At 47.9% G+C, this 20,801-nt stretch carries 21 protein-coding genes; all 21 read right to left on the bottom strand.

Features of this window, described 5'->3' with window-relative positions; all coding sequences use genetic code 11:
• Nucleotides 1-26 precede the first annotated feature (26 nt).
• Nucleotides 27-1,703 carry a ribonuclease J gene (locus tag ACKKE8_RS18090; RefSeq protein ID WP_409174288.1) on the bottom strand — a complete coding sequence of 559 codons (1,677 nt, stop codon included), beginning with the start codon at nt 1,701-1,703 and terminating at the stop codon, nt 27-29.
• A 145-nt stretch (nt 1,704-1,848) separates the two neighbouring features.
• Entirely contained in the window at nt 1,849-2,715 is an 867-nt protein-coding gene (gene dapA / locus ACKKE8_RS18095; RefSeq protein WP_409174289.1) for a 4-hydroxy-tetrahydrodipicolinate synthase, read from the bottom strand.
• 56 nt (nt 2,716-2,771) lie between these two features.
• The gene (gene dapG / locus ACKKE8_RS18100) at nt 2,772-3,998 is read right to left on the bottom strand and encodes an aspartate kinase (RefSeq protein WP_409174290.1); all 1,227 of its coding nucleotides are present in this window, start codon (nt 3,996-3,998) and stop codon (nt 2,772-2,774) included.
• A gap of 11 nt (nt 3,999-4,009) precedes the next feature.
• Nucleotides 4,010-5,050: an aspartate-semialdehyde dehydrogenase gene (locus ACKKE8_RS18105; protein WP_409174291.1), complete on the bottom strand. Its 1,041-nt coding sequence runs from the start codon at nt 5,048-5,050 to the stop codon at nt 4,010-4,012.
• A gap of 57 nt (nt 5,051-5,107) precedes the next feature.
• Entirely contained in the window at nt 5,108-5,704 is a 597-nt protein-coding gene (locus ACKKE8_RS18110) for a dipicolinate synthase subunit B (protein ID WP_007719213.1), read from the bottom strand.
• Nucleotides 5,701-6,603 carry a dipicolinate synthase subunit DpsA gene (dpsA, locus tag ACKKE8_RS18115; protein WP_409174292.1) on the bottom strand — a complete coding sequence of 301 codons (903 nt, stop codon included), beginning with the start codon at nt 6,601-6,603 and terminating at the stop codon, nt 5,701-5,703. Before dpsA ends, ACKKE8_RS18110 begins: the two co-directional genes overlap by 4 nt.
• Nucleotides 6,604-6,740: 137 nt before the next feature.
• Nucleotides 6,741-7,001: a YlmC/YmxH family sporulation protein gene (locus tag ACKKE8_RS18120; protein ID WP_144614610.1), complete on the bottom strand. Its 261-nt coding sequence runs from the start codon at nt 6,999-7,001 to the stop codon at nt 6,741-6,743.
• A 72-nt stretch (nt 7,002-7,073) separates the two neighbouring features.
• Nucleotides 7,074-8,327 (bottom strand): M16 family metallopeptidase, encoded by a 1,254-nt coding sequence (locus ACKKE8_RS18125; protein ID WP_409174293.1) that lies wholly within the window; start codon nt 8,325-8,327, stop codon nt 7,074-7,076.
• Nucleotides 8,328-8,439: 112 nt separating this feature from the next.
• Nucleotides 8,440-9,414, bottom strand: a complete 975-nt coding sequence (locus ACKKE8_RS18130; protein WP_409174294.1) for a polysaccharide deacetylase family protein — start codon at nt 9,412-9,414, stop codon at nt 8,440-8,442.
• Between the two features lie 158 nt (nt 9,415-9,572).
• A complete protein-coding gene (gene pnp / locus ACKKE8_RS18135; RefSeq protein ID WP_409174295.1) occupies nt 9,573-11,720 on the bottom strand; it encodes a polyribonucleotide nucleotidyltransferase in 2,148 nt (715 codons plus the stop codon).
• A gap of 266 nt (nt 11,721-11,986) precedes the next feature.
• Nucleotides 11,987-12,256 carry a 30S ribosomal protein S15 gene (gene rpsO, locus ACKKE8_RS18140; RefSeq protein ID WP_015891708.1) on the bottom strand — a complete coding sequence of 90 codons (270 nt, stop codon included), beginning with the start codon at nt 12,254-12,256 and terminating at the stop codon, nt 11,987-11,989.
• 133 nt (nt 12,257-12,389) lie between these two features.
• Nucleotides 12,390-13,331: a bifunctional riboflavin kinase/FAD synthetase gene (locus ACKKE8_RS18145; RefSeq protein WP_409174296.1), complete on the bottom strand. Its 942-nt coding sequence runs from the start codon at nt 13,329-13,331 to the stop codon at nt 12,390-12,392.
• 3 nt (nt 13,332-13,334) lie between these two features.
• Nucleotides 13,335-14,261, bottom strand: coding sequence for a tRNA pseudouridine(55) synthase TruB (gene truB / locus ACKKE8_RS18150; RefSeq protein WP_409174297.1), 927 nt, complete (start codon nt 14,259-14,261; stop codon nt 13,335-13,337).
• Nucleotides 14,254-15,249: a DHH family phosphoesterase gene (locus ACKKE8_RS18155; protein WP_409174298.1), complete on the bottom strand. Its 996-nt coding sequence runs from the start codon at nt 15,247-15,249 to the stop codon at nt 14,254-14,256. Before ACKKE8_RS18155 ends, truB begins: the two co-directional genes overlap by 8 nt.
• Nucleotides 15,239-15,604 (bottom strand): 30S ribosome-binding factor RbfA, encoded by a 366-nt coding sequence (gene rbfA / locus ACKKE8_RS18160; protein WP_007719226.1) that lies wholly within the window; start codon nt 15,602-15,604, stop codon nt 15,239-15,241. Before rbfA ends, ACKKE8_RS18155 begins: the two co-directional genes overlap by 11 nt.
• 26 nt (nt 15,605-15,630) lie before the next feature.
• Entirely contained in the window at nt 15,631-15,912 is a 282-nt protein-coding gene (locus tag ACKKE8_RS18165; protein WP_016743352.1) for a DUF503 domain-containing protein, read from the bottom strand.
• On the bottom strand, nt 15,912-18,494 hold the full coding sequence (gene infB, locus ACKKE8_RS18170; protein WP_409174299.1) for a translation initiation factor IF-2: 2,583 nt from the start codon (nt 18,492-18,494) through the stop codon (nt 15,912-15,914). The genes ACKKE8_RS18165 and infB overlap by 1 nt, the downstream gene beginning before the upstream one ends.
• Nucleotides 18,495-18,515: 21 nt before the next feature.
• On the bottom strand, nt 18,516-18,815 hold the full coding sequence (locus tag ACKKE8_RS18175) for a YlxQ family RNA-binding protein (protein WP_144614594.1): 300 nt from the start codon (nt 18,813-18,815) through the stop codon (nt 18,516-18,518).
• Nucleotides 18,812-19,102, bottom strand: a complete 291-nt coding sequence (gene rnpM, locus ACKKE8_RS18180) for an RNase P modulator RnpM (RefSeq protein WP_017249292.1) — start codon at nt 19,100-19,102, stop codon at nt 18,812-18,814. The genes ACKKE8_RS18175 and rnpM overlap by 4 nt, the downstream gene beginning before the upstream one ends.
• Before the next feature lie 2 nt (nt 19,103-19,104).
• The gene (nusA, locus tag ACKKE8_RS18185) at nt 19,105-20,196 is read right to left on the bottom strand and encodes a transcription termination factor NusA (RefSeq protein WP_106653488.1); all 1,092 of its coding nucleotides are present in this window, start codon (nt 20,194-20,196) and stop codon (nt 19,105-19,107) included.
• A 53-nt stretch (nt 20,197-20,249) separates the two neighbouring features.
• Nucleotides 20,250-20,708: a ribosome maturation factor RimP gene (gene rimP, locus ACKKE8_RS18190; protein ID WP_409174300.1), complete on the bottom strand. Its 459-nt coding sequence runs from the start codon at nt 20,706-20,708 to the stop codon at nt 20,250-20,252.
• Nucleotides 20,709-20,801 lie beyond the last annotated feature (93 nt).

Here is a 20,801-nt window from a genome sequence, read left to right on the forward strand (position 1 = left end):
GGTTTCCAGCTCTTTATCTAGTGATCCTACACTTCCATGATAATCGGCAAGATCATCGGACGTCTGCGCGTTTGCTCGTACAGATAACGGCCTAATGACTCTTTTACGTTATTTTTCAGTGAAGACCATTCATTCACATTTTCTTCCATGCATTTGACAAGTGTTTGGGTCACTATGCGATTTGCCTCATCCAGCAACTCTTCGGATTCACGCACGTAGACGAAACCGCGAGAAATGATGTCTGGACCTGACAAAATCGTGCCATTTTGTTTGCTGAGTGTAACGACAACTACCAGTATGCCATCTTGTGACAGTAATTTGCGATCTCTAAGTACGATGTTTCCTACATCACCAACGCCCAAGCCGTCAATCAAAACGTTGCCAGCATGGACTTTTCCACCGTAACGAGCCTTGCCCCCTGAGAATTCAACTGTATCGCCGTTATCCAGCAAGAACGTGTTTTCTTCAGGAATGCCAACCTGTTCAGCAAGTAAGGCATGCGTTTTTAACATGCGATATTCACCGTGAACAGGAATAAAATACTTAGGCTTCATTAGGTTAAGCATCAGGCGCAATTCTTCTTGGCTACCATGACCGGAGACGTGGACGGTTCCGTTAGGTCCATGGCCACCATAAATGACCTCTGCACCAATACGCGATAATTGATCGATCGTACGCGCCACGTATTTTTCATTCCCTGGAATGGGAGTGGCTGCAATAATAACGGTATCTCCTGGAAGGATGTCAATTTTCCGATGGGCGGATCGGGCCATCCGAGTGAGCGCGGACATAGGCTCTCCTTGGCTTCCAGTTGATAAAATAACGACTTGTTCAGCATTCAGCTTGTTGATTTCATCGATCTCAACAATCAAGCCCTCAGGAACCAACAAGTACCCTAAGTCTCTGCTGATATTCATGACATTTTGCATGCTCCGGCCGACAACCGTCAATTTGCGGTTGAACTGTGCTGCAGCGTCCACCACTTGTTGAATGCGGTGAACATTTGATGCAAACGTTGAAACAACAATACGTCCAGATGCTTTGCTAAACACATCCATGAGTGCTTTGCCCACTGAGCGTTCCGATCCGGTAAATCCAGGCCGTTCTGCATTCGTACTGTCAGAGAGCAAGCACAAAACGCCTCTGTCACCGATCATCGCCATTTTTGCCAGATCAGCTACCTGATTGTTAACAGGCGTTTGATCGAACTTGAAGTCTCCTGTATGAACGATGTAACCTTCTGGCGTATCCAGGCATACCCCTACACAATCCGGGATGCTGTGGTTTACGCGGAAAAAGGTCGCCTTCATCTTTCCGAGAACGACTTCCGAGTCGCTGTTGATCAATACGCGTTTTGTTTCGTTTAGGATGCCCGCTTCTTTTAACTTTGCATCAATTAAACCGAGGGTAAGTTTTGTCGCATAAACCGGGACTTTCAAATGCTTCAGCACGTAGCTGAGGCCGCCGATGTGGTCTTCGTGTCCATGCGTAATAATAATACCCCGAACCTTGTCGCGATGTTCCTCCAAGTAGGTGATATCCGGAATAACCATATCAATCCCCAGCATTTCCTCTTCTGGGAACTTCAATCCGGCATCAATCACTACGATGTCGTCACCGCTTTGTACCACGTACATATTCTTCCCAATTTCGCCGACTCCGCCCAGGGCGAAAACGAGAACCGAGTGATTCGACTTTGCCAAAACGTGTAACCTCCTATATTTAGTTGTCATGTCCACTCAAAAAAACCGCCCCAAATCACTTGATCTTATTATACCCGAAGTGAAATCATGAACACAAGGAAAAAGAGCCATCCCGGGCAGGAATGGCTCTTGATCTTCTATGGAGTTAAACAAGCAGGGAATGAACGAATGCTTTTTCTTGTTCGTTCAGTTCTACTAAAGGCAGTCGAACGCCCCCAACTTGAACGCCGAGCTTTTCTAACGCGACCTTCGTCGGTCCTGGGCTCGGGTAGGCAAACAGGCCTTCAAAAATCGGCAACAGCTTGCGATGGAGCCTTGCTGCTTCCGTATAGTTACCAGCAAAATAGGCGTCCATCATGTCTGTCATCGGGCGGCCAACTACATGACTCGCCACACTGACAATGCCCACTCCCCCGATAGACAGGATCGGCAAGGTTAAGCCATCATCACCACTGTACAGCTCAAAGCCTTCTGGGGCATGCTCAATGATTTGCGCCATCTGCGATAAGTTGCCGGAGGCTTCCTTCACGCAAACGACATTTGGCAATTGAGCCAAACGCAGCGTCGTTTCCGCTGTCATATTGACAACAGTACGTCCTGGCACATTGTACAGCATAATTGGCAACTCAGTAGCATCAGCCAATGCCTTAAAGTGTGCGTAAAGCCCTTCTTGAGATGGCTTGCTGTAATATGGTGCAACGAGCATTACAGCGTCTACGCCAATGGATTGTACAGCTTGAGTGAACTCTATACTGGAAGCTGTATCATTACTACCTGTTCCAGCAATGATGTGGACTCTTCCTTTTGCGTAGGAAACCACATGACGAAACAAATCAAGCTTTTCGGTTCGAGACAAAGTCGGAGATTCGCCAGTCGTTCCACTGACGACAATCCCCGTCGTACCATTTGCGATCAAATGATCAATCAAACGTTCTGTTTTATCGTAATCGATTTGAAGTTGATCATTAAAAGGCGTTACCATTGCGGTAAGCAGTCTACCAAAATGTGCCACTACCTCTCCAACTCCTCTTATCGTGATCAGTAGGTATTTAAAGTCAGGATATGCTCTTACATATGTTGAACATGCAGGTTGAACTGCTGATGAAGCGCACGAACAGCCTTCACCATATCCATTTCATGCACGAGTACCCAGATGGTTGTATGGGAGTCTGCCGATTGAAGAATTTGAATGTCTTCTTGCGTAAGTGCCTCCACGATTCGCGCCATCACGCCCGGCACGCCCGTCATCCCTGCACCAATCACGGACACTTTTGCGCAATGCGGCAAAAGCTGCGGCTCGTATCCCATTTCCGTTAACAGACGAGCAGCTTTTTCTCCCATTTCATCATGGACCGTGTAAGCAACACCCATTGGGTTCACATTGATGAAATCTACACTGATGTTATTGGTTGCCATCGTTTTGAAGACTTGTAGCTGTGTATCGTAAGACCCTTCTTTGTTCGCTACCTTAATCTGAGTAATGTTCGGTACATGAGCAATTCCCATGACGACTCTGTCGTGTACGGTGTAGCCCATTTTCCCGATCTCCAGCATAGTCGTTACAAGTGTACCGGGGTCGTCCGAAAACGTAGAGCGAACACGAATCGGCACGTTTGCGTGCATCGCGATCTCCACCGCTCTAGGATGAATGACTTTTGCACCCAGGTGAGCCATGTTGCAAATCTCCGTGTAAGTCACCATACCGAGCCGCTGCGCTTCTTCAACGATACGCGGATCCGCCGTCATGATGCCTTCCACGTCGGTGAAAATATCCACCGTTTCAGCCTTCAAGGCGACACCGAGAGCGGTTGCAGTCGTATCGCTTCCGCCCCTTCCCAGTGTCGTAATTTCCCACTCGGCAGTACGTCCCTGAAACCCTGGAACGATCACAACTTGACTTTCCTGCAAGTCCTGCAAAATACGACTTGGATCGATCGACATGATTTGTGCATTCGTAAAGTCGTCGCTCGTCACAATATTTGCCTGACCGCCTGTCAAAATCGATGCTTTAATTCCTCGTGCATTCAGCATGCTGCACATGACTGTAGCAGAGATGATTTCTCCGGTATGCATCAGCATATCCGTTTCTCGACTTGGCAGTTGGTTCCCATTCGCCCGAACCAACTGCAATAGTGTATCGGTTGCGTATGGATCACCTTTGCGTCCCATCGCCGATACGACAACGACGAGGGCATAGCCCTCATCAATTGCTTTTTCCATATGGTAGATTGCCCGCATCCGGCAATCCTCCGTCGTCAAGGAAGAACCACCGAACTTCTGGACGAGAATCTTCACTAACCTCTCCCCTATACTCTTGCTTTTATGAGTTCTTCAGCGATTTGTACTGTATTCCATGCTGCACCCTTGAGAAGATTGTCAGAAACGATCCACATATGCAGTCCACGAGGATGATGGAGATCACGACGCACCCGGCCCACGAATACTTCCAGTTTGCCTGTTGCATCAGTAGCGAGTGGATACTGCTGTTCCTCCGGCGCATCTACTAACACGACACCCGGAGCGTTTTTCAGCAGGGCCTTTACTTCTGCCAGATCGTAATCCTGTTTCAGCTCTACATATACCGACTCGCTATGGCCGTAGACCACTGGAATACGTACGCAAGTAGCTGAAACAAGTACAGTGTCATCACCGAAGATTTTTTTGGTCTCATTGATCATTTTCATTTCTTCATAAGTAAAACCATTGTCGGTGAACACATCAATCTGCGGAATCGCGTTGTAAGCAATCTGATGATGTACAGGCAATTTGCCTACGGGAAGTACGTTACACTGCGGTTCTTTACCATCCAAAATGTCTCGACTCTGGTCGAGCAATTCATTGATCGCAGATTGACCTGCACCAGATACTGCCTGGTAAGTAGAAACGATGATTCTGTCTATACCAAAACGATCATATAGGGGTTTTAGAGCGGCAACCATCTGAATCGTAGAGCAATTCGGATTCGCAATGATTCCATTATGGGCGAGCGCAGCATCCATGTTTACTTCTGGCACAACGAGAGGAACATCCGGGTCCATCCGGAATGCACTGGTATTGTCAATGACAACTGCACCATGACGCACTGCGTGATGAGCCAGTTCCTTACTGACAGATCCGCCAGCACTAAACAAGGCAAAATCAACCCCTGCAAAACTGTCTGGAGTCGCCTCTTCCAGCACAATTTCTTGGCCCTTGAACGTAACCGTTTTTCCTGCAGAACGTCCAGAAGCAAGCAGCTTAAGCTGTTTGATTGGGAAGTTGCGCTTTTCTAATAGTTGAATCATTTGCTGTCCGACTGCACCAGTCGCACCGACTACAGCAACATTGAAAGTCAGTTGGTTTGCCATCTCTTACTCTCCTCCTAATCGCGAAAAAGCAGGTTTATTGTTTTTTCTGTAGTCTTATTAGTAGTTAAATCTCTCGATGAGCAAGGGTTGCAATTGTCGACCTTCCAAAGCTGCTTCGCATGTTTCCAATAGGAGATCCATACGAGCTACAAGCGAGTTCGGTTTTTTATCCGGGGCATCCTGCCCGAACGGCACGAAATACATATTTTTCGCGGCCAACAGCTTGGCAATGTTGGCTGCATTTAATCCCAGACCATCATTGGTGGAAATGGCAATCACAATCGGTCGTAGATTACGCATCGTCGCTTTAGCCGCCATCAGTACGGCACTATCTGTAATGGCATTCGCCAATCGACTCGTCGTACTGCCTGTGCAAGGCGCAATCAGCATGACATCCAACAACTTCGAAGGTCCCAACGGCTCAGCCTGAGGAATCGTTGAAATAAGCTCCTCCCCTGTCAGTTCCTTGATTTGTTGTTGCCAGCTTTGTGAAGTACCGAAGCGTGTATCCGTGGTCATAATCGTATTCGATACGATGGGTACGACCCGTGCTCCAGCATCCACAAATCGCTTAATTTGCGGCATGGTTTCCTCAAAGGTGCAATGCGATCCAGACAAACCAAATCCAATGGTCTTTCCCTGAAGCTTACTCATGTTGCATCCCCTCCTGGCGCTTTCCTTTGATCCGCAATCAGACGAGACAATGTTTGGGCTAAAATTTGTCCAGCGGTTTTCGGTGCAACGATTCCAGGCAATCCGGGAGCAAGAAGAGCTTTGATACCTCGTCTTTCAGCGTAACGAAAATCTGTTCCCCCTGGCTTGGAGGCAAGATCAAGAATAAACGCCGATTGAGGCATTTGAGCAATCACTTCTGCCGTGAGTAATAATTGCGGGATGGTATTAAAAATGAAATCAGCATTCGTAACCTGTTGCCTTACTTCGCTTATATGGAAGGGAGTCAATCCCATCTCATAAATGCGTGCCAAGTGTTCCTGACGCCTGGCCCCCACTCTTACGCGGGCTCCCAACGCATGCAATGCTCGAGCCATAGACAAACCTGTTCGGCCCAATCCCAAAACAATTGACTGTGATCCATGAATCGTAATATCCGTATGTTGAATCGCCATCATTAACGCTCCCTCTACTGTAGGGATAGAGTTATAGATAGCTACGTCATCACGACCCAAGAGCTCCACGAGAGGAAGCTGTGTGGAAGCCAACAGCTTTTTCAGATAAGGCTTTGCCATTCCCGTGTAAACCACGCAATGACTCGGCAGACTTGCCACATGTTCGTCTAGCAACTGCAGTTGCTTGGAGCAGAAAATACTTTCCACGTATCCTTGGTCATCGGTCCCTACGATGGGTAGGATGAGGGCGTCCACGTCTTTCAACACATCGCATGTTAATGGTTTCTTCGTTGCCCCTGTGAAATTACTTTCCAGGTTGTCGAAGCCAACTAACGTGACGCTAGCATCCAGTTGTATGCATCGCTTAATGACTTCCAACTGGCGAGCGTCTCCGCCGATGAAGGCAACATGTATGCCCGTTAGCATGCTGCGTTCCCCTTTCCACACATTTTACTGCATTAAATGATCGGAACGCAAAGGTTTTCCATTTGGAAAAGTTGACGGAAATCCATGCGGTCTACCCCCATCCTATTCCGCTCCTGCTACTTCGGTGACAGTAGCGCCTACTTTTGAGAAGCTTGTGCCTCAGGCGCTTGAAGCTGGATGATAACCATATCTGGCCCAATTTTTACGATGGAGCTCCATGGGATCACGAGGTCCTCTCGCTTCTTTCCGAACCCAAAGAAACTGCCTCCAGGCAAGATGATGGATTGAATCGTACCGTTTTCGGGATGGATGACTAAATCGGAATCACTGATGACCCCCATTTTCTCCCCGTTGTCCAGTCCGATAATCTCCTTCCCACCCAACTCGCTTAAGCGCATGGAGAAGCCCCCTTTGTCCTTTTATTTACTGTTGATATACGCAAAAAAATCCGGGCTATGCCGGATTTTTGCTTACAACAAAATATCGTTCTTCACATTTTCAGGGAAGCCGTCGAGTGGACTCACCATCGCCATAGACATCTTGGAACGGAACAGTTGCTGCGCCACAGCCAAAACAGATTCATGGGAAACACGGTCAATTTTGGCAATGATCTCGTCTAAACTAAGGTGACGACCCAGCAGGAGTTCATTTTTGCCAAGTCGACTCATACGGCTATTGGTGCTTTCCAAGCTGAGCATCAAGCTGCCTTTCAGCTGCTCTTTTCCTTTGTTCAGCTCTTTGTCCGTAATTCCATGATCAGCGACATCGCGCAGGACGCGCGAGACGATGTCAAAAACCTGTCCTACTTGCTCTGGTGCCGTTCCTGTATACACGTGGAACGTACCCGCTTCTTTATAGGACGAATGATAGGAATAAACAGAGTATGCCAAGCCGCGCTCTTCTCGAATTTCTTGGAATAGACGCGAGCTCATGCTGCCACCCAGCACGTTATTCAGCAAAATCAAGGAGTAGACTTCAGGATGTCCTACCTTAAAGCCGGGTAGTGACAGGCACAGATGCGCTTGCTCTGTCGCCTTATGATGCGCGATCACATTTCCAGCAAAATCAGGAGTAGACAAGGTCGGCATACTGCCTGGACGAGAGAAAGTCTGAAAGCGCTTTTGAATGTCTTCAATCAAACTCTCTTCAAAATTACCTGCTACCGTAATCACCGTATTCGTTGGCAGGTAATGCTGATCAATATAAGCGAGCAAATCGTCACGTTTCAAGCTGCGCAGGACATCTTCCGTACCCAAAATCGAATACCCCAGTGGGTGTGTGCTGTACGAAGCGCGTGCAATCAAATCATGCACCAAATCATCTGGCGCGTCTTCATACATGCTAATCTCTTCAATGACGACGTTCTTTTCCTTTTCCAACTCATCTGCATCAAATACCGAGTTGAAATACATATCGGAAAGAACATCGAGGGCGATTGGAGCGTGTTGGTCCAGCACCCTTGCGTAATAGCAGGTATACTCCTTCGAGGTAAAGGCGTTCACGTTCCCGCCAATCTCATCAAAGGTTTCCGCAATTTCCTTTGCAGAACGAGTAGTCGTGCCTTTGAAAAACATATGCTCGAGAAAATGGGAAATCCCGTTGTTTTTCTCGTTTTCATATTTCGAACCAGTCCCTACCCAGATGCCTAAGGCAACGGAGCGAACGGACGGAATCCGTTCCGTCACGATTCGAAGACCGTTATCACACGTATGACGTTGTATCACGTAAATCCTCCTCGGTTGTTCATCTGTCTCTACCCGAAACCTCGGGGAATTTCTTGTAAACACGTCTAACTATAGCAAACTTCCTTTGTCTCCACAATAAATGAACATGTATTTACGGTGACGGGAGTCTACGACTCGATATAACCTCTGAAACAGTCGTCGGCTGTAGCCCCTTCTTTTTGGCGATCGTTAGAAGTTGATCTAAACTGGCCTCGGAGGTAGAAGTAGGATGCATGAGTACGAGGACACCGTTCCCCATTTTCCGGCTTATTTTATTGATTACAGAAGCAGGCGAAGGTTTCTGCCAGTCTACCGTATCTGCCGTCCATAGAATCGTCTTCATTTGATATGACGAATGCGCGATTTGTACAACGCGCTGGTTAAAAGCACCAGATGGCGGTGCGAATAGTGAAGGCTTCACTTCCAGCGTTTTATAAATAACATCTTGCGTACGACTTATTTCTTGATGAATTCTCTGTGTCCCCAGTGTGTTCATATCTGGATGAGAATACGCATGATTACCAATCTCATGGCCACGTGCCAAGATTTTTTTTGCTTCTTCTGGGTAACGTTTTACCCAAGAGCCATCAAAAAAGAAGGTCGTCTTTACCTTGTGTTTATCGAGTGTATTGAGCATTGAATCAAGATACTCATTTCCCCAAGCCACGTTGATCATGAAAGAAATCGCTGGTTTATTCGGATTTCCTCGATAGATAGGATGTGCTCCCAATTGCTCAAGCGAAACCGCTGGAGGTACTTCCTTGTATACCAGCAAATCTGGACTGGACACACCAGCAGCCAGCATTTTATTGATTGATTCTTCTACATCCACTACACGGCCATTATATCCCGGAATCGCCTTCCACGTCTGATCGAGGACGGCATCTATCGGCTGTTCCTCTCTGCCCTCTTTCCACTTTTCAATCTCCGCCCGTAAACGCGCTTTTTCGTTTTCGTTACGATCTCCAATCACTTGGACATTTTTGATCGTACTGATGTAATGATGAATAGGCTGATAATTCAAGAGAACGATCAGCGCTACTCCATATATAACGATGAACAAAAGTCTCCTGGTCCTATTCGTCATTAGGGCGTCGCCCTCCTCTATCGATCGTACGAGTCTCTCTTGTCCAATGTATGAGAGGAAGGAACGACTTAGACTTACGAATCGGGAGCATCTGGCACATAAAAGAAAAAAGCTTCCGTACACGAATTTCTTCGAGTGACGAAGCCTTTTGTTTTTCTTTATTCTGCTTTTGTTGGTGTTTCAGCAGCTTGTTCCGCAGCAGCTTGCTCTTTCAAAACTGCTTTGCGAGAGAGATTCACACGACCTTGGTCGTCGATCTCGGTCACTTTCACTTGTACTTTATCACCAACTGCGACAACATCTTCTGTTTTGGCTACACGCTCTTCAGCCAGTTGAGAGATGTGGCACAAGCCCTCTTTACCTGCGAACAACTCGATGAACGCACCGTACTTCTCTACGCGTTTTACTGTTCCCAGGTACACCTGACCAACAGCTACCTCACGAACCAGATCTTCAATGATTTGTTTCGCGCGCAGATTCGCTTCGTGGTTGATGGATGCGATAAAGACTCGTCCATCTTGTTCAATGTCGATTTTTACGCCGGTTTCTTCGATAATCTTATTGATGACACGACCTTGTGGACCGATTACATCGCGAATTTTCTCCGGATTGATCGTCATGGTCATGATTTTTGGTGCATAAGGTGACAGTTCTTTACGCGGTTCGGAAATCGTGCTCATCATATGGTTCAGGATGTGCAAACGACCTACACGCGCTTGCTCCAAGGCCAGCTCTAAAATCTCACGGTTGATACCGGAAATTTTGATGTCCATTTGGATAGCTGTTACACCAGCCTCTGTACCTGCTACTTTGAAATCCATGTCTCCCAAATGATCTTCCATACCTTGAATATCAGTCAGGATCGAGAAAGATTTCTCATCTTTGCTCATGATCAAGCCCATCGCAATACCTGCTACCGGTGCTTTGATCGGTACACCTGCATCCATCAAGGCAAGTACGCTCGCGCAAATCGACGCTTGCGATGTGGAACCGTTGGATTCAATTACTTCGGATACGAGACGAATCGTGTATGGGAACTCTACCTCTGATGGAATGATTGGCTCGATTGCACGCTCACCCAATGCACCGTGTCCGATTTCACGACGGCCCGGAGGACGCAACGGACGTGCTTCACCCACGCTATACGGCGGGAAGTTGTAGTGATGCATGAAACGCTTCGATTCTTCCAGACCGAGTCCATCGAGAATTTGAACATCTCCCAGCGCGCCCAATGTGCAAACGCTCAGCGCTTGCGTCTGACCACGGGTAAACATAGCAGAGCCATGTGTACGGGAAAGAATGGTTGTCTCACTGGACAGCGGACGAATTTCGTTCAGAGCGCGTCCATCAGGGCGAACTTTCTCGTCAGTAATCAGACGGCGAACTTCATCCTTGACAATATTGCCAAGTACTTCGCTAATCATCTTTTCCTGCTCTGGATATGCCTCAGGGTCCTTGGCTGCAAAATGCTCTTTGGTTTCTGCCTTGATATCGTCAATAGCATCGTAGCGTGCTTGTTTTTCTTCGATGCGAACAGCTTCTTTCAGGCGAGCTTCCGCAAATTCACGCACAGCTTGATCGATTTCAGGATCCACCTCATGCAAGATGACTTCCATCTTTTGCTTGCCAATTTCGGACACGATCATGTTCTGGAATTCTACCAGTTGCTTAATAACGTCATGACCAGCCATGATCGCTTCGAGCATTACTGCTTCCGATACTTGGTTCGCAGCTGCTTCCACCATGTTAATCGCTTTGTGCGTACCTGCGACAGTCAGGTGAATATCGCTTTTCTCCGCTTGAGCTACAGTAGGGTTAATGACGAACTCCCCGTCAATTCGTCCTACGATTACGCCTGCAATCGGACCTTCAAAAGGAATCTCCGAAACGCATAGCGCTGCGGAAGTACCGATCATCGCGGCGATTTCAGGCGAGCAGTCTTGATCCACAGACAGAACAGTATTTACGATTTGTACGTCGTTACGGAATCCTTCTGCAAAAAGAGGGCGGACAGGGCGGTCAATCAAGCGGCTAGCCAAAATTGCCTTTTCGCTTGGACGTCCTTCTCTTTTAATAAAGCCGCCAGGAATTTTCCCGACCGCGTAGAGCCGCTCCTCATAGTTGACAGTCAATGGAAAGAAATCAAGTGGTTTTGGTTCCTTCGAGACTGTAACTGCGGACAGGATTGCTGTATCGCCGTAACGAACCAAGACCGAACCATGCGCCTGTTTAGCCATTTTGCCAAATTCCAGGGTCAGTTTTCGGCCTGCCAGTTCGAAGTCATATGTACGGTATTGTTGCTCCATGATGCTAGCAGTCCTCCTTCACAACAATGTGCATTTCACACTTTGTTTTCTACCTATATGTATTATTTCCTGCCATGATAAAAATTAAATGGTTACCTTTGGCAGTCTTTCTAGATAATAAAAAAAGCTTCTTTTGAAGCTAATTAAATCTACCAGATAGGACACAAGCCTTTTTACTCGTTTCGGATGGGCTTAGCGCATTTCTACGCTAAACCCTCCTACACGATAGAAAAAGCGGGCAGAACCCGCTTTTTACAAGACGCTGATTAGCGGCGCAGACCAAGGCGGTCTACAACCGAACGATAGCGTTGAACATCTGCTTCACGCAGGTATGTCAACAGGTTACGACGTTGACCAACCATTTTCAAGAGACCACGACGGCTGTGGTGATCTTTCTTGTGCGTACGCAAGTGTCCGTTCAGATTGTTAATGTTTTCGGTCAAGATAGCGATTTGCACTTCCGGTGAACCGGTGTCGTTCTCATGAGTACGGAACTCTTGAATCAGTTGAGTTTTACGTTCTTGAGTCAATGCCATCATGACTCACCTCCTCATTTTTTATACCGTTCGCCGAGTCTGCCGTCGGTGAGAATCGGTCAGCCAAGCTACGGTTATCTGTACAACGTTTTGAATTATAGCATACCATTTTGTGAAAAGCAAAGAGAATCGTTTACGAGGTTCCCTCTGCAAATTTTTGCTTCGCCGTTTGTACATCTCGTCCAATTTGCGCGATGAGTGCATCGACTCCAGCAAATTTCTGTTCTTCGCGAATGTAGAACAGGAACTCTACTTCTACTTCTTTGTCATAGATTTCACCAGAGAACTCAAAAATGTGCACTTCTAGTGACTTTTCTTTTTTCTCCAGTTCGAATGTAGGCTTGATCCCTACGTTCATGACGCCATAGTAGCTTTTTTCATCCACGGTAAAGCGAACACCGTAGACCCCATTCTTTCCGATCAAGTACGGCTGATTCACTTGGACATTCGCTGTAGGAAAGCCGATGGTTCGACCGCGTTTGTCACCATGCACGACTGTCCCGCGCACTTTGTAGGAGCGGCCTAGCAAATGGCGAACCTGCTCGACATCCCCATGATGAAGATATTCACGGATGATTGTACTGCTCACTTTTTCACCCAAGAGATTTACCGGACCCACTATGTCGAGCCCATAACGACCTTTGCTCATTTCTTGCAGGGTATGGGCAGTCCCCATCCCGCGATAACCAAAGGTGTAGTCGAAGCCAACGACAATATGGCGGCATTCCAATGGGAGAAGGCACTCTGCGATGAAATCTTCTGGATAAATAGCCGCAAAGCTAATATCGAATTTCATCACATAAGTGGTGTCTACGCCCATCTTTTCGAATTGCTCGAGCTTGTCTGCAAGTGGTGTCAAATAGCGGGTATAACCGCTTTGCCCCAATACTTCTCGAGGATGCGGATCAAAGGTCACTACCGTACTTTGCCATCCGTTTGCTTTCGCTGTATCAATCGCCTTTTGAATTACACGGCGATGCCCAATATGTACACCATCAAAGTACCCCAGTGCAATCGCACAAGGATTCGCTTGCAGGTCAGACGGAAACGGGTATGTCAGGTAGATCGTTTTCACGGATTACACCTCGGCTGGAAAGACTTTTTCTGGTTTGGCGAAAAGTCCTTTGTCTCCACGGCATACGCGATGGATGCCAAGTAATTCTTCCCCCGCAAACAAGCAAATCAAACTTCCTTCCTCCGCAGTGACGCCTGGAAGCGCAGTCGCAAGTCCATTACGTACTGCTTTGATTCGTTCTGGCTTGACCTGAAACGACGGTAAGAACGAGATTGCCTGAGGGATGGAGACCAAGTAGCGGGAAATGTCTTCCCCGTTTGCTGCCTGTTCCTCAATTTGCTGGAGGGGGATTGCCTCTTGCTCCTGGAACGGGCCGCTTTTTATTCGCCGCAACAGCTTCATATGGGCAGGATAACCCAGAGCGCGTCCGAGGTCAACACATAAGGTGCGCATGTATGTGCCTTTGGAGCACGTGCACGTAAATGCAACATCGACAGTGTCCCCATCCACGCTGATCTTATGAAGCGTCAGCTCATACAGCATCACTTTCCGTGCCTGCCGCTCGATCACCGTGCCTTCACGAGCCAGGTCGTACAGCCGCTTGCCGTTTACCTTTACCGCAGAGAACATCGGAGGTACCTGTTCCATTTCACCCAAAAAGGATTCGAACAGTGCTTGAATACGCTCCGTCGTAATCGATGCTGCATCTACACTAGCTTGCTCCACCACTTCTCCGGAAGCATCTTCCGTCGTGGTCGTAGAACCGAGGCGCATGACTACATCATAGCGCTTAGGCAGCTCTTGCAAATATTCAACTAGCCTCGTTGCGTGTCCCACACAAATGGGGAGTACACCCGTCACATCTGGATCCAGTGTACCCGTATGCCCCACTTTTTTCGTTCCATACAATCGACGAATACGTGCTACACAATCATGGGAGGTCATACCAGCTGGCTTGTCGATAACCAACACGCCGTTCACGTTACTCATCGAATTTCACTCCTACTGCATCGTCCAACACAGTCCATACTTTTTGCTGTACTTCTGAAAGTGGTCCTTTAATCGTGCATCCTGCTGCTTTTGCGTGTCCACCGCCACCAAGCTGCTTCGCAATGACAGCTACGTCAACCCGATCGCGAGCGCGCATGCTCACCTTGACCACTCCCGGTTCCGCTTCCACAAAAGAAACGCCGACCTCGATTCCCTCAATGTTGCGGCAGTAATTCACCAATCCACCAGCATCTTCTCGCTCGGCACCCACCTCAGCAAAATCTGCGGCTGAAACAGTGATGGAAGCAACCAAATTTTGATGGGACAATTGCAAGGTTTGGAGCGCGCGTCGCAAAACTTTCACATGGGCAAAAGTGATTTCCTCCAGACAGCGCTCTGCTACGTCTCCTGGTTTCACACCGTATCCGAGCAATCGAGCAGCGATCTCCATGACGCGCGGCGATGTATTGGAATAGCGGAAACCGCCTGTATCCGTCAGAAGACCGGTATAGATGCATAGCGCAAGCTCTTCATTGAAAGAAACCCCTGCTGCTTCTGCAACATCAAACAAAATCTCTGCTGTCGCGGCTGCATCCGAACGAACCAGATTTACCGTTCCAAAATGATCATTGGTCGGATGGTGATCGATATTCAGCAAAGCAGCGCCAGACGCAAATAAAGACCGTACATCGCCCATCCGCGACTCATCCGCGCAGTCTACAGCGATTACGGCCCCGAACGTCTCGTTCAGTGGTTGTTTGCGCAGGTTATAAAGACGGTCAAACCGCGGCAAGAAGTTAAACTTGATCGGTGTTTCCCCTTCGTTTACAACCACATACTCTTTTCCCAATTGCTCGAGCATGAGCACGACTCCCAAAGCAGATCCTGTAGCATCTCCGTCAGGACTTACATGAGAGAGAACCAGGAAGCGGTCGTGCTCCTGCATAAACCGCGCCGCTTCCTGTACTGCCATTTGATTAAGATTCATCCTGTTTCTCTCCCTCTGTGGAGATTTCCCGCAGGATTGATTCAATTTTGCTGCCGTAGTCAATGGACTCGTCCAGCTTGAATACAAAATCAGGAATGTGACGCAGCTTTACGCGTTTCCCGATCTCTGTACGCAAATAACCTTTTGCTTTTGTCAAACCTGCAAGAGAAGCTTTACGCTCTTCCTCACTGCCAAAAATGCTGACAAAAACCTTTGCCAATTGCAGGTCACTGCTTACCTCTACATCTGTTACCGTTACGAAACCGACACGAGGATCTTTAAGTCCACGCTGCAATACGAGGCTCAGTTCTTTTTTGATTTCTTCCCCTACGCGGCTGATTCGTGTTTTATTCATCGATTTTCACCTCCGCTGGCTGCTCTTTAATCGTAGTATTCCGTATCCACGCGAATCAACTCTACCTCTGGATGGTTTTCCACGAATCGAATGACAGCCTGCATTTCTTGTTGTAAAAAAGAGATCTCATTAGCAACGGCAGCGATACCCAACACGGTACGCTGCCATTGCTCGAGATAAGCCACCTCTGCCGCGGAGACATGAAATCGGCTCCGCAGCTTGCCGATCAGACTTTTGACGATGGCCCGTTTTTCTTTCAGGTTTTGGCTAGCGGGCAGAAACAGTTCAATCTGCACACCTGCTATCATTATTGTTTCACTTCAACCATGACGAATGCTTCGATTACGTCGCCGATTTTGAGGTCATTGAAGCGTTCCAAAGTCAGACCGCACTCATAGCCAGCTGCAACGTCTTTCGCATCATCTTTGAAGCGCTTGAGGGTATCAAGTTTACCTTCATAGATCACAATGCCTTCACGGATCAAACGCGCACCAGCATCGCGGCTCAATTTACCTTCAGTCACATAGCAACCAGCGATGTTTCCGACTTTGGATACTTTGAACACTTCACGAATCTCAGCTTGACCGATAATATTTTCTTTGAAGACTGGATCAAGCATACCTTTGAGAGCAGACTCGATCTCTTCGATTACAGTGTAGATGACACGGTGCAGGCGAATGTCGATTTTCTCTTGTTCAGCCATGCTGCGTGCATTCGGTTCAGGACGTACGTTGAAACCAATGATGATGGCATTCGAAGCATTTGCCAAGGTAACATCGGATTCCGTAATCGCCCCAGCACCTGTATGAATGATTTTCACACGCGTGCCGTTGACATCGATTTTTTCCAAAGAACCGCGCAGAGCTTCTACAGAACCTTGTACGTCACCTTTTACAATCAGGTTCAACTCTTTGATATCGCCTTCTTGGATGTGTTGGAACAGATCATCCAAAGAAACGCGGGAGCTCTCACGACGCTCGGATTCACGCTGTTTGGAAGCGCGTGCTTCCCCGATCGCGCGGGCTTTCTTCTCATCTTCAAAGACACGGAACTGGTCGCCCGCTTGTGGAACATCATTCAGACCCGTGATTTCAACTGGCGTAGATGGACCAGCTTCTTTCAGACGGCGTCCTTTGTCGTTCACCATCGCACGTACACGTCCGAAAGCAGAGCCTACTACGATAGGGTCACCAACGCGCAGTGTACCTTGTTGAACCAGGATGGTTGCAACTGGACCGCGTCCCTTGTCAAGCTCTGCTTCCACTACAGTACCACGAGCACGCTTGTCTGGGTTTGCTTTCAGTTCTTGTACTTCGGATACGAGCAAGATGTACTCAAGCAGTTCTTCAATACCTGTACGTTGCTTTGCAGACAATGGGGAGAAAATCGTCTCGCCGCCCCACTCTTCGGCAACCAGCTCATACTCGGTCAACTCTTGCTTAATACGATCCATATTGGCTTCTGGTTTATCAATCTTGTTTACCGCTACGATGATTGGAACATTTGCCGCTTTTGCATGGCTAATTGCCTCTACGGTTTGCGGCATAACACCGTCATCTGCTGCAACAACCAGAATGGTAATATCTGTGATTTGCGCACCGCGTGCACGCATCGTTGTGAACGCCGCGTGACCTGGTGTATCGAGGAAAGTAATTTTCTTTCCTTTGATCTCAACTTGGTACGCACCGATATGCTGTGTAATTCCGCCTGCTTCTCCCGCTACTACGTTTGTAGAGCGAATCGCGTCCAGCAAAGTTGTTTTCCCGTGGTCAACGTGACCCATGATGGTAACAACTGGTGGGCGCTCCAGCAGGCTCTCTGGTGCATCTACTTCTTCCAGCGTTTCAAAGTTAGTCTCATCGATGATGATTTTTTCTTCGACTTCAATACCGTAATCCGTGCAAATGAGTTCAATGGCATCGCGATCGAGGTATTGGTTAATCGTTGCCATGATCCCCAAGTTAAACAACTTTTTGATTACTTCTGCAGGCTCTTTGCGGAGCTTAACAGCCAATTCGTTTACAGTCAAAGACTCTGTAAATGTGATCTTTGTTGGTGGGTCAAAAACAGGACGCGGTGTCTTTTGACCACCACGCGAATTATTGCCACGGCGGTTGTTGTTGTAGCGGTTATTACCACCACCACGGAACGGCTGAGTTTTTTTATTATCTTCAAAAGTCTTTTGAGTCTGTGGACCCTTTTTGATTTTCTCACGTTTTTCCGTACCTACGTTTGAAGGAAGTTTAACTTTGTCTTCAAACTCTTCACCAGTGCGACCCTCTGTTTGATTAGCAGTAGGTTGAGTGGTAGACGCAGGTTTCTGAGCTGGACGCTGTTGGTTTTGCGGTCGTTGCTGATTGTTCTGTGGTCTTTGTTGGCCTTGGCCTTGTGGTCGTTGCTGGTTACCTTGTGGCTTGCGGTCATTCGGCTTTGCGGGTTGACTTCTCATATTGTTTGGTTTTCTCTCCTGATTCTTCCCCTGATTTTTTCCATGTTGAGGACTTTGCTGATCGGAATTGGCACTCGCACTGTTGTTAACTGGACGATTGATGTTTGATGTGCTTCCTCCGCGATCGCTGTTTGGCCTGTCATTTCTAACCGGTTGAGCTTGCCCCGCTTGTTGTTGGGGTTTGTTCTGTTGTCCTCTGGAGTCGTTGGGGCGTCGTTGATCTTCCGTTTGTTTGGGTCTTGCATCACTTGACGTATTACGCTGCTCCGGTTTGGCACCAGAACGCAATTTGGCCATGTGATCCTCGATCCTTTTGATCGTCCCTTCTTCCATGATACTCATATGATTTGCTACTTCTATATTCAATCGTTTTAGCAAATTGAGGATTTCCTTGCTGCTCATGTTGTGCTGTTTGGCATACTCATACACACGTGTCTTCAAATATACTTCACCCTTTCTAAGTTAGGTGAGCAGACGCTGAATGCTTTCGGCCAATTTCCCATCGGTTACCGCCACGGTAACGCGCCCATCTTTTCCGATTGCGTGTCCCAATGAATGTCGGTCGCCAGTGGTTACACATGAGACACCGTAATAGGAACATTTATCCTTTACTTTCTTGGCGGTATTGTCTGATGCATCTGATGCGAGCAATACCAGGCGGGCCTGCCCATTACGAATAGCGGTAATGACTAGCCCCTCCCCGGTAACGATCTTTCTCGCACGCATCGCCAATCCGAGTAGTTGTGCTGCTTTTGGGATCATTTTCCCATCATCTCCAGCCATTTCTCACGGAAAGCATCATACTTTTCTTGGGAGATGGACATATTGAGGGCACGTTCCAGCACTTTTTTCCATTTTCCCGATGCGAACGCATCCGGCTTCAGACAGCTTTCCTGCCGACACACATAGGTACCGCGTCCCGCCGCCCTTCCAGTAAGATCAATGACGATCTCTTCTTCTGGCGTCCGGACGACGCGGACTAATTCCTTTTTCGGAAACATTCCTTGGCAAACAATGCACTTACGCAACGGGATCTTTTTTTGCTTCATGATTATTCGTTGTCCGTCCCTTCATCGCTCTCTACTTCTTTCGGATAAGCGATGCCTTCTTGGTCGGCTTGGGACTCGCTCTTAATATCGATTTTCCAGCCAGTCAGCTTAGCTGCCAGACGTGCGTTTTGACCACGCTTACCAATCGCCAGAGACAATTGATAATCGGGAACGATTACACGTGTAACCTTCTCCGTGACGTTGACCTCAACATGCAGCACCTTTGCAGGGCTGAGTGCGTTGGCTACGTACTCGGCAGGATCTTCAGACCAACGGACAATGTCAATCTTCTCGCCTTTCAGCTCTGTAACGATCGTTTGGACACGCATGCCCTTTGGACCCACACATGCTCCAACTGGATCTACATCTGCGTTGATCGAATGAACAGCGATCTTCGAACGATCACCTGCTTCACGCGCTACAGACTTGATTTCAACCACACCGTCATATATTTCTGGCACTTCTAATTCAAACAGGCGCTTCAAGAGCCCCGGGTGAGTACGGGAAACGACGATTTGCGGTCCTTTAGTGGTTTTCTCTACTTTGATGATGTATGCCTTCACACGATCTTGTGACTTAAAATCTTCGGATGGCATTTTTTCAGTGATCGGCATAACAGCTTCCGCCTTACCCAGATCAATGTAATAATTGCGAGCGTCCATACGTTGAACGACGCCAGTTACGATATCGTCTTCACGCTCAATAAACTCGCTGTAGATCAAACCGCGCTCCGCTTCGCGAATGCGCTGCGTAACCACTTGCTTCGCTGTCTGAGCGGCAATACGACCGAAATCACGAGGCGTTACCTCGATTTCTACGATGTCCTCCAGACGGAAGTTAGGATCGATTTCTTGTGCTGCTTCTTGAGAGATCTCGAGGCGCGGATCCAAAACCTCTTCGACTACGCTCTTCCGCGCAAACACACGCACCATACCTGAATGACGATTTACATCCACCCGCACATTTTGGGCCGAGTTGAAGTTACGTTTGTATCCAGAGATAAGAGCCGCTTCGATGGCCTCGATCAGTACGTCTTTGGTGATGCCTTTCTCTCTCTCAATGGCTTCTAAAGCCTCGATAAAATCGCCGTTCATGACTTTCGTTGCCTCCTCCTTTACTTACCACGGGCTAACACTGGCCGCGACAACTAAAAAATAATTGCCATTCTAGCCGTGTCAATTTGCTCTTGGGAAATTACATACGTTTTCTTTACTTCTTTTACTGTCAGCTTGCCATCCTCATAGGATATCAGTTCGCCTTCGAACGTGGTTGCACCTTCTATTGGCTCTTTTGTTGTGATATGCACATTTCTGCCGACAGCTTTCGTGAAATCCTTATCCTTGCGCAATGGGCGCTCAGCACCCGGCGAAGATACTTCTAAAAAGTATGCCGTAGGGATGGGATCTACTTCGTCTAGTTTTTCGCTCAGCTTCTCGCTGACAAGGCGGCAGTCATCAATGTCGATGTTGCCAGTTTCATTGTCGATAAACACGCGCAGAAACCAGTTGCTGCCTTCCTTTTTGTACTCGATGTCAACCAGCTCCAGACCCACTTCTTCAACAATGGGCGTGACGAGTTCAGTGACGATGCTCGTTACCTTGCTCAAGCAAGTACCTCCTTCTCATTTGAACCATGAGGTGTAGCCAGAAAGAAAGAGTGGGTTTCCCCACTCTCGATCAGCCATGCGTATAAAACCAGT

It is taken from the genome of Brevibacillus fortis, assembly GCF_046196545.1.
In the GTDB taxonomy this organism is placed as follows: Bacteria; Bacillota; Bacilli; order Brevibacillales; family Brevibacillaceae; genus Brevibacillus; species Brevibacillus fortis_A.

Bases quoted from the DNA above. Each gene is read 5' to 3' on its own strand.
- rnpM (WP_017249292.1), bottom strand. From the start codon at position 19,102: ATGAAGCAAAAAAAGATCCCGTTGCGTAAGTGCATTGTTTGCCAAGGA.
- ACKKE8_RS18130 (WP_409174294.1), bottom strand. From the start codon at position 9,414: ATGACGAATAGGACCAGGAGACTTTTGTTCATCGTTATATATGGAGTA.
- truB (WP_409174297.1), bottom strand. From the start codon at position 14,261: ATGAGTAACGTGAACGGCGTGTTGGTTATCGACAAGCCAGCTGGTATG.
- dpsA (WP_409174292.1), bottom strand. From the start codon at position 6,603: ATGCTAACGGGCATACATGTTGCCTTCATCGGCGGAGACGCTCGCCAG.
- ACKKE8_RS18120 (WP_144614610.1), bottom strand. From the start codon at position 7,001: ATGCGCTTAAGCGAGTTGGGTGGGAAGGAGATTATCGGACTGGACAAC.
- pnp (WP_409174295.1), bottom strand. From the start codon at position 11,720: ATGGAGCAACAATACCGTACATATGACTTCGAACTGGCAGGCCGAAAA.
- rpsO (WP_015891708.1), bottom strand. From the start codon at position 12,256: ATGGCATTGACTCAAGAACGTAAAACTCAACTGATTCAAGAGTTCCGT.
- ACKKE8_RS18155 (WP_409174298.1), bottom strand. From the start codon at position 15,249: ATGAATCTTAATCAAATGGCAGTACAGGAAGCGGCGCGGTTTATGCAG.
- ACKKE8_RS18110 (WP_007719213.1), bottom strand. From the start codon at position 5,704: ATGAGTAAGCTTCAGGGAAAGACCATTGGATTTGGTTTGTCTGGATCG.
- ACKKE8_RS18105 (WP_409174291.1), bottom strand. From the start codon at position 5,050: ATGGCAAACCAACTGACTTTCAATGTTGCTGTAGTCGGTGCGACTGGT.
- ACKKE8_RS18175 (WP_144614594.1), bottom strand. From the start codon at position 18,815: ATGATCCCAAAAGCAGCACAACTACTCGGATTGGCGATGCGTGCGAGA.
- rbfA (WP_007719226.1), bottom strand. From the start codon at position 15,604: ATGAATAAAACACGAATCAGCCGCGTAGGGGAAGAAATCAAAAAAGAA.
- nusA (WP_106653488.1), bottom strand. From the start codon at position 20,196: ATGAACGGCGATTTTATCGAGGCTTTAGAAGCCATTGAGAGAGAGAAA.
- ACKKE8_RS18165 (WP_016743352.1), bottom strand. From the start codon at position 15,912: ATGATAGCAGGTGTGCAGATTGAACTGTTTCTGCCCGCTAGCCAAAAC.